The following is a 13,369-nucleotide window of genomic DNA, read 5'->3' on the forward strand; positions in this document are numbered from 1 at the left end:
TTGTTTATTCCGCCGTACACACCGCTTCAGGCTGTTTACGACCAGACATCATCACCAGCAGCAGGCCGAGTGCGGCAATGATCGCCCCCATCACCGGCACAAAGCTGTAACCCAAACCACCGGAGATCACCGCCCCGCCCGCTGCGGCCCCCAGCGCATTGCCCAGGTTAAACGCACCGATATTCACCGACGAAGAGAGCCCCGGCGCTTCGTGCGCAACGCGCATTACGCGCATCTGCAACGGTGGCACCACGGCAAAGGTTGCGGCGCCCCACACCACCATGGCAATCGCGGCACCCACTTCGTTACGCGCCAGCCACGGGATCGCCACCATGATGACAATCAGCAGCGTTAAAAAACCTTTCAGCGTCCCGCTGACGGAGCGGTCGGCAAATTTCCCGCCGAGATAGTTGCCAATCGAGAACCCGACACCAATCAGCACCAGCATCGCGGTAACAAAGAGTGGCGTTGCGTGGGTAATGTCGTGCAACACCGGGGAGATATAGGTGTAGAGCGTAAACATCGCCCCCGCCCCCAGCACCGTGGTGAGCAGCGCGGACAACACCTGAGGACGCATCAGCACCGCCAGCTCTTTACGTACTTCCGGACGTTCTCCCGCACTTCCTTTCGGCAGTGAGAAGAACAGCGCAACCATCGCGACCACGCCCAGTCCGGCGGTTGCGAGGAAAGACATACGCCAGCCGATGGCTTCTCCCAGCCAGGTGGCAGCGGGAACGCCGCCGATATTAGCGATGGTGAGGCCCATGAACATAGTGGCTACCGCGCTGGCCTGCTTATGTTTTGGCACCACGCTGGCGGCAACAACCGAGCCCAGTCCGAAGAAGGCGCCATGGTTGAGGCTGGTCAGAATGCGCGAAAGCATCAGAGTGGTGTAATCGGGCGAAATCGCGGAAAGCACATTTCCGAGAGTGAAAATCGCCATCAGGAAAATCAGCGCATTGCGGCGAGCGCGGTGGGAAAGCAGCAGCGTCATCAGCGGCGCGCCCACCATCACGCCAATCGCGTAGGCGCTAATTAACATACCGGCCGCAGGAATTGAGACGTCCACACCCCGGGCGATAACAGGCAATAACCCCATAGGGGAGAATTCAGTGGTGCCAATCCCAAAGGCGCCAATCGCCAGGGCCAGCAGGGGAAAATTGATTTTCATGAAGAGACTCCGGATACCGTGCCATAACCCGGCACAGAACTAAGAAGTCAAAAGCATGACATCAATCACAAAAAATGAGAAGTTAACATTTTGGCAAAAGATTTTTGCCGGAGAGGTAACAATAGCGGCAAGAGAGGGAGAAGGTTCTCCCCCCTCCTGAATCAGTGCAGCGCAGCGGTTAAACCACCCGCAACAATCAGGGCAAGAACAACAATGGTGGTAAACAGCGAAAACTTCAGATCGGTACTCATCAATTTTTCTCCTTTTATTCACCCTACGAAAAGTGAGCTTGCTCATTTTTACACAGTTCAGGTCAAAAATCTTCCAGGATTTAAGCGGATATCCACTTTACCTCTTCCCCTTTTCATCAAGATAGGACAAAATTCCACGCTAAATTTATTAGCGTACCGGCCACTGACCCCCTCCTGACGTCCTGTGTCGTTTTCCCGGCGTGTCGCAACTCATGTTTGCGTGATAAGGGTGAGAGAAGGCAAACGTTTACCTTCAATTTTTTCAGGAGCTTAGGATATGGTCTGGAGTGACATTTAATGGCAACAATTAAAGACGTAGCAAAACGCGCAAACGTTTCCACTACAACCGTATCACATGTTATTAACAAAACGCGTTTCGTCGCTGAAGAGACGCGTAATGCCGTCTGGGCGGCAATCAAAGAACTGCACTACTCGCCAAGTGCCGTCGCCCGCAGCCTGAAGGTTAATCACACCAAATCGATTGGCCTGCTGGCCACCAGCAGTGAAGCGGCCTACTTTGCTGAAATCATCGAAGCCGTTGAAAAAAACTGCTTCCAGAAAGGCTATACCCTGATTCTGGGCAACGCGTGGAACAACATTGAAAAACAGCGCGCTTACCTGTCAATGATGGCGCAAAAGCGCGTCGACGGCCTGCTGGTTATGTGTTCTGAATACCCTGAGTCGGTCCTTTCCATGCTGGAAGAGTATCGCCACATTCCGATGGTGGTCATGGACTGGGGCGAAGCGCGCGCAGACTTCACCGACTCTGTTATTGATAACGCCTTTGAAGGCGGCTACATGGCGGGGCGTTATCTGGTAGAACGCGGTCATCGTGAAATTGGCGTGATCCCGGGACCGCTGGAGCGTAACACCGGAGCTGGCCGTCTGGCCGGTTTCATGAAAGCGATGGAAGAGGCGCTGATCACCGTGCCGGAAAACTGGATTGTTCAGGGCGACTTCGAGCCGGAGTCGGGCTATCGCGCCATGCAGCAGATCGTCTCCCAGCCACATCGCCCTACCGCGGTGTTCTGCGGCGGCGACATCATGGCGATGGGCGCGCTCTGCGCGGCGGATGAACTCGGCCTGCGCGTCCCGCAGGATATCTCGGTGATCGGCTATGACAACGTGCGCAACGCCCGCTTCTTTACCCCGGCGCTGACCACCATTCACCAGCCGAAAGATTCGCTGGGTGAAACGGCCTTCAATATGCTGCTGGACAGGATCGTCAACAAGCGTGAACAGTCCCAGTCCATTGAAGTCCACCCGCGCCTGATTGAACGCCGTTCCGTTGCGGACGGTCCGTTCCGCGACTACCGTCGTTAATATCATTACGGGGCCAGCTATGCTGGTTCCCGCAACCACTCCCGGTTCAGCGTTTCGCTGTCGCCCAGATAATCCAGCAGCCAGGCCATGGCGGGCGAGACGTCGTTTTGCTGCCACGTCAGACAGCACGCGGCATCCGGGAAGGGGTTTTCCAGCGTCAAGGCCACCCACTCTCCCGCATCGATGCGCGGGCGCGCAAAATGCACCGGCACCATGCCAACGCACAGCCCCGCGCTCAGACAGGTGGCCGACGACTCCCAGTCCGGCGCGACCACGCGGCGCTGATTATCCAGCAGCCAGGTAATGCGCTTGGGCAGCGAGCGGGAGGTATCTTCCAGCACCAGCGAGGGCCAGTTGCGTAAGGTGTCATCGCTCAGCGGACCTTCCAGCGCCGCCAGCGGGTGATCGCGTGCGACCACGCAGGTCCAGCTCAGCATGCCCATGTCGCGAAACGCGTAGCGCCCCCCAACCGGGATCGCCTGGGTTGCACCAATCGCCATCTCCGCCCTGCCGTCCGCCAGCGCATCCCAGACGCCGTTGAACACTTCCTGCGAAACACGCAGTTCGACGTCGGAAAAATGACGATAGAAATCGACGATCATCTGCCGGGTCCGCTCCGGCTTAACGATGTTATCCACCGCGATAGCGAGATGCCCGCGCCAGCCGTTGGCGATCTGCTGGCACTGCTCACGGGTGATCTGCATTTTTTTGATAACAGACCGCCCTTCCTTCAAAAACCACGCTCCGGCAGGCGTGAGCTCCACGTCGCGATGGCGCCGCTCGAACAGCGGGACCGCCAGCCACGCTTCCAGCTGGCGCACCGTATAGCTGATAGCCGAGGGAACGCGATGCAGCTCCTGGGCGGCACCGGTAAAGCTGCCGTTACGCGCCACGGCATCAACCACTTCAAGGGAATAATCTGACCACATATTTAGCCTGCAAAATTTTTGAATGCACCCGCCAAATATTAGCGTTTCACAAGCCGCTTTGCACTCCCTACACTCTGCGCCAACGTACACCTGCCTCCTCAGGAGAAAAAACAGTGCAACCCAGGAAAGGATTTTTAGTCTGGCTCGGCGGCTTAAGCGTGCTGGGCTTTTTGGCGACCGATATGTATCTGCCCGCGTTCGCCGCGATGCAGGAAGATTTGCAAACCCCTGCCGCCGCCATCAGCGCCAGTTTAAGTTTGTTCCTCGCCGGCTTTGCTTTTGCGCAATTGCTGTGGGGGCCGCTCTCGGATCGTTTCGGCCGTAAGCCCGTCCTGTTGTTGGGTCTGGCGATTTTTGCCGTAGGCTGTCTGGGCATGCTGTGGGTCCGCGATGCCGCCTGGCTGCTGGCGCTGCGCTTTATTCAGGCGGTCGGCGTCTGCGCCGCAGCGGTGACCTGGCAGGCGCTGGTGACCGATTACTACCCCGCCTCGCGCACTAACCGCATATTCGCCACTATTATGCCGCTGGTCGGCCTGTCGCCGGCGCTTGCCCCGTTACTGGGCAGCTGGATCCTCGCGCATTTCGACTGGCAGGCTATTTTCGCCACGCTCTTTGCTATTACGCTGGTCCTGATGCTGCCTGCTTTCGGGCTTAAACCTGCGCATAAAAAAGAGACGCATCCGGACGCAAAGCCCATCACCTTTACCTCTTTACTGCGGTCGAAAGCCTATCGCGGTAACGTGCTGATTTATGCTGCCTGCTCTGCCAGCTTCTTTGCCTGGCTGACCGGTTCGCCGTTCATTCTGCATGACATGGGCTACAGCCCGGCGGCTATCGGCCTGAGCTATGTACCACAGACCATCGCCTTCCTGGTGGGTGGCTATGGCTGTCGCGCCGCGCTGCAAAAATGGGAAGGCCAACAGATGCTGCCCTGGCTGCTGGTTTTGTATGCGCTAAGCGTGATTGCGACCTGGGCTGTCGGCTTTATTCCCGGCGCCGGGCTTGCAGAAATTTTGATTCCGTTCTGCGTCATGGCGATCGCTAACGGGGCCATCTACCCTATTGTTGTAGCCCAGGCGTTGCGTCCATTTCCGCAGGCGACAGGCCGCGCTGCCGCGCTGCAAAATACCCTGCAACTTGGCCTGTGCTTCCTGGCAAGTCTCGTGGTCTCTGCGTTGATTGCAACCCCGCTGCTCACCACTACCAGCGTGATGCTGGTCACCGTTGCGCTGGCGGGTTTGGGCTATCGCATGCAGTCCTCAGCCCATCGCGAGCAGAGTGAAAACGCGCAGACAGAAACGTCGCACGCCTGATTGCGCGGGAAACTATGTTAAATACCAGTGATTAGGTTGCTAACAATTTTCTGTTGAATCACCAAATTTTGCGGCCTATACTAAATTTGGTTCGATTAAATACGATAAATATTAAGTGTTAACGGGAGCCGGAGCGCTCCCGTTTTACCATGGAAGGCATTTCGGCAAGGGTTATCTCCCTTCCTCTGTTCTACGTCGGATATTAGCCTCGCGGGCATTTACCGTGAGATTTCTCACAAACCAAAAAAGCGTCTACGCTGTTTTAAGGTTCTGATCACAGCAAGGTGATGGAGAAGCTATGAGTTCATCGTGTATAGAAGAAGTCAGCGTTCCGGACGATAACTGGTCCCGGATCGTCAGTGAACTGTTGGGACGTGCGGGCATTACGATTAATGGCTCATCCCCCTCCGATCCCCAGATAAAGCATCCCGATTTTTTCAAACGCGTGTTACAGGAGGGGTCGTTAGGGCTGGGTGAAAGCTATATGGACGGCTGGTGGGAGTGTGAGCGGCTGGATATGTTCTTCTCCAGCGTATTACGCGCCGGTCTTGAAAAACAGCTCCCTCGTCATTTCAAAGATACCTTACGTATTGCCTCCGCCCGCCTGTTCAATCTGCAAAGTAAAAAACGGGCGTGGATCGTCGGTAAAGAGCATTACGACCTGGGCAACGATCTGTTCAGCCGTATGCTCGATCCTTTAATGCAGTACTCCTGCGGATACTGGAAAAAAGCGACGACCCTGGAAGAGGCGCAGCAGGACAAGCTGCAACTGATCTGCGATAAATTGCAGTTACAGCCCGGTATGCGTGTGCTGGACATCGGCTGTGGCTGGGGTGGTCTTGCCTGGTTTATGGCTAAAAATTACGGCGTCAGCGTAGTCGGCGTCACGATTTCGGCTGAACAGCAGAAGATGGCGCAGGAACGCTGTCTGGGTCTGGATGTTGATATTCGGCTTCAGGACTACCGCGACCTGAACGAGCAGTTCGATCGCATTGTTTCCGTAGGTATGTTCGAGCACGTGGGGCCGAAGAACTACAAGACTTACTTCGAGGTCGCCGATCGTAACCTGAAGCCTGAGGGAATTTTCCTGCTACACACCATCGGCTCTAAACGCACCGATAACAATGTGGATCCCTGGATCAACAAATATATCTTCCCGAATGGCTGTTTACCCTCTGTTCGCCAGATTGCGAACGCCAGCGAACCGCATTTTATTGTGGAAGACTGGCATAACTTCGGCGCAGATTACGACACCACCCTGATGGCCTGGCATGAACGTTTCCAGGCTGCATGGCCTGAAATCGCCGACAACTATTCGGAACGATTCAAACGGATGTTTAGCTATTATCTGAATGCCTGTGCGGGCGCGTTCCGTGCGCGGGATATACAGCTTTGGCAGGTGGTGTTTAGTCGTGGGATTGAGCACGGTTTGCGTGTGGCTCGCTGAAAAAATAACCCCGGTTAACCGGGGTTATTTTTTATTCTTCTTCCATGGTTTTAATTATCGCCGCCTCTTTCGCCGCCAGTACGCGCTCAACGGTATCCACGACCGCCTGGGTCTGGGGATCAATTTCGATATTTACGCGCTGCCCCAGTTTTTTTGCGCCAAGCGTAGTACGTTGCAGCGTTTCAGGAATTAAATGCACGCAAAAACGCGTTGGCGTCACTTCACCGACGGTCAGACTAATCCCATCGATGCCAATAAATCCTTTATAAAGGATGTATTTCATTAATGACGGATCCTGCACCTTAAACCAGATTTGACGGTTATTTTCCGAGGTCACGATTTTCGCCACTTCTGCGGTGGTCATAATATGGCCCGACATCAGATGCCCGCCAATCTCATCGCTGAATTTCGCCGCGCGTTCAACGTTAACGATATCTCCCACCACCAGCTCACCCAGGTTAGTGATACGCAGCGTCTCTTTCATTAAATCAAAGCTTATCTGGTTACCGTTAATTTCGGTCACCGTCAGGCAGCAGCCGTTATGCGATATCGACGCCCCGGTTTCAATGCCGTCGAGCATATATTCAGGCAGCTCAACTACGTGAGTGCGGAAATTCGGTTTTTCATCAATGGACACCACTTTGGCAGTGCCCTGCACAATACCAGTAAACATGCTTACAGCTCCTGTTCATTCCGAACGGCGATGACACCGTATAATCCCACCACAATAACAGTTGAAAAAACAGGTTGCCAGTGATGCGCAATTTCTGGCGATTTTTTCACTAGATAATTAGTTAAACCCCGCTACAATAGCTGGCATCCCTCTGTTTTTTCTTCTTGCTGCCAGTAACGGCGGCCTTTTTAGTCTCTCAAATAACTACAATACAAAGGTGTTCACGTGCAGAAGTATATGATCGAAGCGCGTCAGTTATTGGCACTGGCCATACCGGTGATCGTCGCGCAGGTAGCCCAAACCGCAATGGGATTTGTGGATACGGTAATGGCCGGTGGTTACAGCGCCACCGATATGGCCGCCGTGGCGATCGGAACCTCAATCTGGCTTCCGGCCATTCTTTTTGGTCACGGCCTGCTGCTGGCGCTGACGCCCGTTATCGCGCAGCTTAACGGCTCCGGTCGACGCGACCGCGTGGCCCATCAGGTGCGCCAGGGCTTCTGGCTGGCCGGGGGTGTCTCCGTCCTGATTATGATCGTCCTGTGGAACGCCGGGTATATTATTCGCGCCATGCATAATATCGACCCGGCGCTGGCGGATAAGGCGGTCGGTTATCTGCGCGCCCTGCTCTGGGGCGCGCCCGGCTATCTGTTCTTCCAGGTGGCACGTAACCAGTGTGAAGGGCTGGCAAAAACCAAGCCGGGCATGGTGATGGGCTTTATCGGCTTGCTGGTGAACATTCCCGTGAACTATATCTTCATTTACGGTCATTTTGGCATGCCGGAACTCGGCGGCGTGGGCTGCGGCGTGGCAACGGCTGCGGTGTACTGGGTGATGTTCGGCTGTATGCTCACCTACATTAAACATGCGCGATCCATGCGTGACATTCGTAACGACACCTCGTTCAGCGCACCTGACTGGACGCTCATGACCCGTCTCATTCAGCTGGGGTTACCCATTGCGCTGGCGCTGTTCTTCGAAGTGACGCTGTTTGCCGTCGTCGCCCTGCTGGTCTCGCCGTTAGGGATTATTGATGTCGCAGGACACCAGATCGCCCTGAACTTCAGCTCTTTGATGTTCGTCCTGCCGATGTCCCTGGCTGCTGCGGTGACGATTCGCGTGGGCTTCCGTCTGGGGCAAGGCTCGACGCTGGACGCGCAAACGGCAGCCCGCACCGGCCTCGGCGTCGGCGTCTGCATGGCAGTCTGTACCGCGCTCTTTACCGTGCTGTTGCGTGAGCAAATTGCCCTGCTCTATAACGACAACCCGGAGGTAGTGACCCTGGCCTCGCATCTGATGCTGCTGGCGGCCATTTATCAGATCTCTGACTCCATCCAGGTGATTGGCAGCGGCGTGCTGCGTGGGTATAAAGATACGCGTTCCATCTTCTTCATCACCTTTATCGCTTACTGGGTGCTGGGTCTGCCGTGCGGGTACATTCTGGCGCTCACGGATCTGGTGGTGGATCGCATGGGGCCAGCCGGATTCTGGATGGGCTTTATCATCGGCTTAACGTCTGCGGCCATTATGATGATGCTGCGTATGCGCTTCCTGCAACGTCAGCCGTCTGCGGTAATTTTGCAGCGCGCTGCACGTTAATGACACAGTAGCCGCCGGCTGGCGGCTACTTTCTCTTCACTTTGCGCGGTAATGAAGCAATCGCGTGAAATCAGAGAGAAAAATGCATTTTCCCTCTTGCCACCTTGGGGCTGTGCCGCTAATATTCGTCCCCGTTGTCACCGACAACACAATGCGTTCATAGCTCAGTTGGTTAGAGCACCACCTTGACATGGTGGGGGTCGTTGGTTCGAGTCCAATTGAACGCACCATTTTGCGTCTGTAGCTCAGTTGGTTAGAGCACCACCTTGACATGGTGGGGGTCGATGGTTCGAGTCCATTCAGACGCACCAATCTGTTTTCTCGCACATTTCATTCCCGTTCAGCCTCATGCAGAGGCAGCAAACCTTTTAAGCACATCGAAAGTGACCTCCAGCCCGCGCGTGCAGCGAAAGAGCGGAATGGCATAAGCCCCATCAGGTTAGCAAAACGCCCGGCGTTTGCCGGGCGTGAAAACAACGTCAATCAATGATTACGGCTTATGTTCAATCGCCGGGTTGTTGTTGATGGCGATGCGCTGCGGTTTCTCTTCTTCCGGGATATCCTGGTGTAATTCAATCGCCAGCAAGCCGTTTTCCAGCGAAGCGCCGGTTACTTTCACATGCTCCGGCAGACTATAGCTGGCCCGGAAGTCGCTGCGGCTGATACCCCGATGGATCCACCCTTCTTCGCCGTTTTCGGTTTTCTCTTCTTCACGTTTACCGCTGATATTCAGCTGACCGCCAACGGTTTCAATTTCCAGTTCGCTCTCTTTCCAGCCCGGCACGCTGAGCGTCAGTTCATAGCGGTTATCACCCACCCGCCGGATATTGTAAGAAGGCGTGGAGGGCAACGGCGTACTGCCGGTTAGCTGGCTAAAAAGGCGATCGATACGGTTAAAACGGTCCGCAAACAGAGAGTCGGAGAGATCGTTCAACATGGGAAAAGCTCTCAGAGTCATCATGTACCTCCTGAACAGTAAAAAAGAATATTCAAAAAGTTCATGTCTTACGGGCAGATATTCCTTACCCGCTTTCTATATGAGGTTACCGCACAATATTTCAACCTCAGGAGCCTGCAAAATGTAGCTGGAACCTAAAAAAAGCAACGGGCCGTTAAGCCCGTTGTTCGTTACTTCATCGCAATTCTATCACTCTCGCCCGCTCAGCCTGCTTTCGGTAGTGATCATATCGCTCCCGGAACCATGCCTGCTGTTCATTACTCATATTGCCGGTCACGGCATCGATATCAACTGGCTGACCCAGGACGTACATACGGGCAAAACTGCGTGCCAGAAAATCAAAATTCTTTAATGCGTTTATATCTTGTCGCTTCATTAGCATATCCCTCCAGTCATTGTGATTACTGTTCAAGGTCATATGCTTTTCTGATCTCAGTATCCGCCTGAAAAAGATCGTTTTTTGAGCGATGCGTGCGCATCCATCTGCCAGTGTTCACATTTCAGGAACGACAAAACTCTTCAGCCCTGGTCATGATTTTCCCTCCCTTTTATCACTCATGCAGAAAGCATAAACGCCAGCCATGCAGTAAGTTCGCCATGTAGCCGGAAGGTGCGAACGGCATGCTTTAATGCCAGACGCTGTAACAGGTCGCCCAGCGCGTTCAGGTGGGTTTCCACCTGCAAGCGTCTTATCAGTTCGAATAACAGACAAAGAACGTTTACACTGGCGGATTAATACTGATTTCCTGAACAAACGGGTAAATGGGTGAATCCGGGCTTGTTGGCCATATAGAGAAGGGCGCATGTAGGTTGCCGCGGTTGTGTATCGAACTGCGCATTGTTTTCTCCAACACGCTGCTCCTGGCCTTTCACGGCTGTTTTCTTTTTCGTCTGCGCTTGCCTGGCGGAGGGGGAGGGTTTTACCTGCCGGGGCAGTTCGGAGGCACCATAACATGAACAGAATCGCTTCGACTGGCTCAGACTTCCGTCATTGCAGACAAAACGACCATCCGATGTACAGTGTGCTATGCCATCTTTTGAGCCCGAGCAGGGCTGTCTTCCACGGGCGGCATCAGCCTGCATGTTAAAAAGTACACTGACCGTAAGATGGAGAATTCTCCTGATAAAATCAGCTGGTTCTCCTCACTGACGCTGTGCAGGTCAAGCCCGCCGGCGAAGTTACCGTACTTTTTAACCCCCATCACATACAGATAATCGTTAAACCTGGGACCAAACAGTCTTTCCTTTCAGAAATCAGGCAGAATCATATCTAATCAGCCAGGGTCAATTGAATTGACCTTCCCATAAGTTCAGGAAGGGGCGCAACATCCCCTCTTCAAAACGTCTTAATTTTTTTCCTTCATTGAATGATTTAACCTTTCTCCTGCTACGCTTATTTTATGGTTCAGAAATGCAGGAACGCTTTCGATGAAAAAAATCGCCATTATCGGCTCAGGTCCAACAGGGATTTATACCTTTTACTCACTTCTTAACAACGCAGCACCGCTTTCGATCACCGTGTTCGAAAAGGCAGACCAACCCGGTGTCGGGATGCCCTACAGCGACGAGGATAATTCCCGGCTGATGCTGGCGAACATCGCCAGTATCGAAATCCCGCCCATTTTTATTACCTATCTCGACTGGCTCAAACAGCAGAGTGCGGCCCATCTTACCCGCTATCACGTCGACAGTGAGAAACTGCACGACCGGCAATTCCTGCCGCGTATTCTGTTGGGTGAATATTTTCACGATCGGTTTCTTGCCGTCGTTGCTGAGGCGAAAAAGTCGGGCTTTCATGTCGAGGTGCACCCCAACGCAGAAGTCACGGATATTAAGGCTGATGCAGACGGTGTGGCCCTTTCAGTGAACGATGCCCCTTTCTCAAGGCGGTTTGATCTTGCGGTTGTTGCCACCGGCCACGTCTGGCCTGATGAAGATGAAACCACCCGCGCATATTTCCCAAGCCCATGGTCAGGGCTGATGGACGCGGAGGTCCGAGCCTGTGAGGTGGGGATCATGGGTACTTCCCTCAGCGGCCTGGACGCTGCAATGGCGGTTGTGATGCAGCATGGCCGGTTTAGCGGGGAGCAGTTCGTTGTCAATAAAGGCAGCGAAGGGCTAAAAATCACGCTGATGTCCCGCACGGGCGTTCTGCCGGAGGCCGACTTTTACTGCCCTATCCCTTATGAACCGCTGTCCGTGTTAACGGAGTCTGTGGCGGAAAGTGAAATCGCCAAAGGCCCGGACGGGCTGCTTGACCGCATCTTTGCGCTGATGGTGAAAGAGCTCGAGCTGGCCGATCCGCGCTGGTGCCAGGCGATATCGCTCGTTACGCTGAATGCCGACACGCTTCGTGATGTCTGGTTTGAGGATCGTAAAAAGCATGGCCCTTTCACCTGGGCCGAAGCGAATCTGAAAGAAGTGGAGCGCAACAAGCGCGAAAAACGCACCGTTGCCTGGCGCTATACCGTGCTTCGTCTGCATGAAGTGGTTCAGGCCATCGTCCCTTCACTCAGTGAGCATGACAGAGAGCGGTTTAAATCCGGGCTGGAGCGTGTGTTTATCGATAATTATGCCGCCATTCCACCGCAGTCTATCCGCCGTTTACTGGCGCTGCGCGAGGCAGGGATCATTAGCGTGGTCGCACTCGGTGATAATTACGACCTGGATATCGGCAGCGATCAGACCGTCATCACCACGGCAGAAAAGCGTTACCGCTTCGACGTGTTTATTGATGCGCGCGGGCAAAAGCCACTCAGAAACAAGGACATTCCCTTCCCCACCCTGCGTAAACAGCTTGCGGAAACCGGCGATGACGTCCCGGACGTGGGGGAAGACTATACGTTGCTGGCGCCTGCATCACTGCGGGGGCGCATCGCTTTTGGGGCGATCCCCTGGCTGATGCACGATCATCCCTTTGTTCAGGGTTTGTCTGAGTGCGCTGAAATTGGTAAAGCGATGGCGAAAGCGGCTGGAAAACCTGCGTCGGGCGTGCGAAGGAAGTTACCATTCATGGAATTTTAACAGAGCTTCCCTGCCCTGCGGGGTCGGGTTACTCGAAGAAGACGTCCGGGTTTTCCGACAGCGACACGAACGATTTAGTGTTCTTGTCCAGGGCAAGGATTTTGCCGCTTTCGATGTCATATACCCAGCCGTGCAGGCGAATGGCGTTGTTGCGCAGGCCTACCGCCACCGACGGATGGGTCTTGATATTGCTCAACTGCGCAAAGACGTTCTCCTGCACCATCGCATTCACCTTATCGATTGGCTTATCCCATGTTTTCTTCTCAACCACCGCTTTTGCCGCATCAGAATAGCGCAGCCAGTGGGAAACGGCCGGCATCGGCTCCAGATCGGCGTTGTCAGCAATCGCCTTCATTGCGCCGCAGTTGGAGTGGCCGCAAATAACGATATCGGTCACGCCCAGGGCAACAACAGCATATTCGATGGTCGCAGAGACACCGCCAGGCTCCGGCCCGAACGGAGGCACAATGTTGCCCGCGTTTCGAATGACAAAGAGCTGTCCTGGCTCCTGTTGCGTAACCAGTTCCGGAACCAGACGGCTGTCGGAGCAGGAGATGAACAGCGCTTTGGGATTCTGACTGGACGCTAAACTACGAAAAAGCTCTTTACGTTGCGGGAAAATCTCTTTTTGAAAGCTGAGAAAACCTTCAATGATATGTTGCATAGCCATTTCTCTTTTAT

General features: G+C 54.3%; 14 protein-coding genes and 2 tRNA genes. 7 read left to right on the forward strand and 9 right to left on the reverse strand.

The window, feature by feature from the left end; translation table 11 throughout:
* Positions 1-4 precede the first annotated feature (4 nt).
* Positions 5-1,171 (reverse strand): MFS transporter, encoded by a 1,167-nt coding sequence (locus SK58_RS14395; protein WP_017384607.1) that lies wholly within the window; start codon positions 1,169-1,171, stop codon positions 5-7.
* 161 nt (positions 1,172-1,332) lie between these two features.
* Positions 1,333-1,422: a cytochrome bd-I oxidase subunit CydH gene (locus SK58_RS22915; RefSeq protein ID WP_003857632.1), complete on the reverse strand. Its 90-nt coding sequence runs from the start codon at positions 1,420-1,422 to the stop codon at positions 1,333-1,335.
* Positions 1,423-1,719: 297 nt separating this feature from the next.
* Here SK58_RS22915 and purR point away from each other — a divergent pair, with 297 nt between their 5' ends.
* On the forward strand, positions 1,720-2,745 hold the full coding sequence (gene purR, locus SK58_RS14405; protein WP_003857634.1) for an HTH-type transcriptional repressor PurR: 1,026 nt from the start codon (positions 1,720-1,722) through the stop codon (positions 2,743-2,745).
* A 17-nt stretch (positions 2,746-2,762) separates the two neighbouring features.
* Here the strand turns inward: purR and punR are convergent, their stop codons facing one another.
* Positions 2,763-3,674 carry a DNA-binding transcriptional activator PunR gene (punR, locus tag SK58_RS14410; protein WP_003857638.1) on the reverse strand — a complete coding sequence of 304 codons (912 nt, stop codon included), beginning with the start codon at positions 3,672-3,674 and terminating at the stop codon, positions 2,763-2,765.
* Positions 3,675-3,787: 113 nt separating this feature from the next.
* On the opposite strand from punR, the gene punC reads away from it, so the two are divergent.
* The gene (gene punC / locus SK58_RS14415) at positions 3,788-4,987 is read left to right on the forward strand and encodes a purine nucleoside transporter PunC (RefSeq protein WP_023296385.1); all 1,200 of its coding nucleotides are present in this window, start codon (positions 3,788-3,790) and stop codon (positions 4,985-4,987) included.
* A gap of 298 nt (positions 4,988-5,285) precedes the next feature.
* The gene (cfa, locus tag SK58_RS14420) at positions 5,286-6,434 is read left to right on the forward strand and encodes a cyclopropane fatty acyl phospholipid synthase (protein WP_017384609.1); all 1,149 of its coding nucleotides are present in this window, start codon (positions 5,286-5,288) and stop codon (positions 6,432-6,434) included.
* Between the two features lie 31 nt (positions 6,435-6,465).
* Here cfa and SK58_RS14425 read toward each other — a convergent pair whose 3' ends face one another.
* Entirely contained in the window at positions 6,466-7,107 is a 642-nt protein-coding gene (locus tag SK58_RS14425; RefSeq protein ID WP_048220139.1) for a riboflavin synthase, read from the reverse strand.
* Positions 7,108-7,332: 225 nt separating this feature from the next.
* On the opposite strand from SK58_RS14425, the gene mdtK reads away from it, so the two are divergent.
* The 3 genes from mdtK to SK58_RS14440 all read left to right on the forward strand — a co-directional run bounded on the left by mdtK (position 7,333) and on the right by SK58_RS14440 (position 9,017).
* Entirely contained in the window at positions 7,333-8,706 is a 1,374-nt protein-coding gene (gene mdtK, locus SK58_RS14430; RefSeq protein WP_017384611.1) for an MdtK family multidrug efflux MATE transporter, read from the forward strand.
* Between the two features lie 153 nt (positions 8,707-8,859).
* Positions 8,860-8,936, forward strand: a tRNA-Val gene (locus SK58_RS14435).
* A 4-nt stretch (positions 8,937-8,940) separates the two neighbouring features.
* Positions 8,941-9,017, forward strand: a tRNA-Val gene (locus tag SK58_RS14440).
* A 179-nt stretch (positions 9,018-9,196) separates the two neighbouring features.
* On the opposite strand, the gene SK58_RS14445 is transcribed toward SK58_RS14440, so the two are convergent.
* The 4 genes from SK58_RS14445 to SK58_RS23270 form a co-directional block, all read right to left on the reverse strand.
* Entirely contained in the window at positions 9,197-9,667 is a 471-nt protein-coding gene (locus tag SK58_RS14445) for an Hsp20 family protein (RefSeq protein WP_026080712.1), read from the reverse strand.
* A 172-nt stretch (positions 9,668-9,839) separates the two neighbouring features.
* A complete protein-coding gene (gene glgS / locus SK58_RS14450) occupies positions 9,840-10,040 on the reverse strand; it encodes a cell surface composition regulator GlgS (protein WP_026094313.1) in 201 nt (66 codons plus the stop codon).
* A 179-nt stretch (positions 10,041-10,219) separates the two neighbouring features.
* A complete protein-coding gene (locus SK58_RS23210; protein WP_255353781.1) occupies positions 10,220-10,342 on the reverse strand; it encodes a hypothetical protein in 123 nt (40 codons plus the stop codon).
* A gap of 54 nt (positions 10,343-10,396) precedes the next feature.
* Entirely contained in the window at positions 10,397-10,747 is a 351-nt protein-coding gene (locus tag SK58_RS23270; RefSeq protein WP_071887074.1) for a YdcA family protein, read from the reverse strand.
* A 345-nt stretch (positions 10,748-11,092) separates the two neighbouring features.
* Between SK58_RS23270 and SK58_RS14455 the strand changes: the two genes are divergently transcribed.
* Positions 11,093-12,688, forward strand: a complete 1,596-nt coding sequence (locus SK58_RS14455) for an FAD-NAD(P)-binding protein (protein ID WP_048220141.1) — start codon at positions 11,093-11,095, stop codon at positions 12,686-12,688.
* Positions 12,689-12,716: 28 nt separating this feature from the next.
* Here the strand turns inward: SK58_RS14455 and SK58_RS14460 are convergent, their stop codons facing one another.
* Positions 12,717-13,352 carry a carbonic anhydrase gene (locus tag SK58_RS14460; protein WP_015570694.1) on the reverse strand — a complete coding sequence of 212 codons (636 nt, stop codon included), beginning with the start codon at positions 13,350-13,352 and terminating at the stop codon, positions 12,717-12,719.
* Between the last annotated feature and the right edge of the window lie 17 nt (positions 13,353-13,369).

This window comes from Enterobacter sp. BIDMC93, from assembly GCF_001037805.1.
In the GTDB taxonomy this organism is placed as follows: Bacteria; Pseudomonadota; Gammaproteobacteria; order Enterobacterales; family Enterobacteriaceae; genus Enterobacter; species Enterobacter hormaechei_C.

What these genes read in the sequence shown, in the direction of transcription:
- glgS (WP_026094313.1), bottom strand. Translation starts at nt 10,040, where the DNA reads ATGAAGCGACAAGATATAAACGCATTAAAGAATTTTGATTTTCTGGCA.
- SK58_RS14455 (WP_048220141.1), top strand. Translation starts at nt 11,093, where the DNA reads ATGAAAAAAATCGCCATTATCGGCTCAGGTCCAACAGGGATTTATACC.
- SK58_RS14395 (WP_017384607.1), bottom strand. Translation starts at nt 1,171, where the DNA reads ATGAAAATCAATTTTCCCCTGCTGGCCCTGGCGATTGGCGCCTTTGGG.
- SK58_RS14425 (WP_048220139.1), bottom strand. Translation starts at nt 7,107, where the DNA reads ATGTTTACTGGTATTGTGCAGGGCACTGCCAAAGTGGTGTCCATTGAT.
- SK58_RS14445 (WP_026080712.1), bottom strand. Translation starts at nt 9,667, where the DNA reads ATGATGACTCTGAGAGCTTTTCCCATGTTGAACGATCTCTCCGACTCT.
- SK58_RS14460 (WP_015570694.1), bottom strand. Translation starts at nt 13,352, where the DNA reads ATGCAACATATCATTGAAGGTTTTCTCAGCTTTCAAAAAGAGATTTTC.
- SK58_RS22915 (WP_003857632.1), bottom strand. Translation starts at nt 1,422, where the DNA reads ATGAGTACCGATCTGAAGTTTTCGCTGTTTACCACCATTGTTGTTCTT.
- purR (WP_003857634.1), top strand. Translation starts at nt 1,720, where the DNA reads ATGGCAACAATTAAAGACGTAGCAAAACGCGCAAACGTTTCCACTACA.
- cfa (WP_017384609.1), top strand. Translation starts at nt 5,286, where the DNA reads ATGAGTTCATCGTGTATAGAAGAAGTCAGCGTTCCGGACGATAACTGG.
- SK58_RS23270 (WP_071887074.1), bottom strand. Translation starts at nt 10,747, where the DNA reads ATGCAGGCTGATGCCGCCCGTGGAAGACAGCCCTGCTCGGGCTCAAAA.
- punR (WP_003857638.1), bottom strand. Translation starts at nt 3,674, where the DNA reads ATGTGGTCAGATTATTCCCTTGAAGTGGTTGATGCCGTGGCGCGTAAC.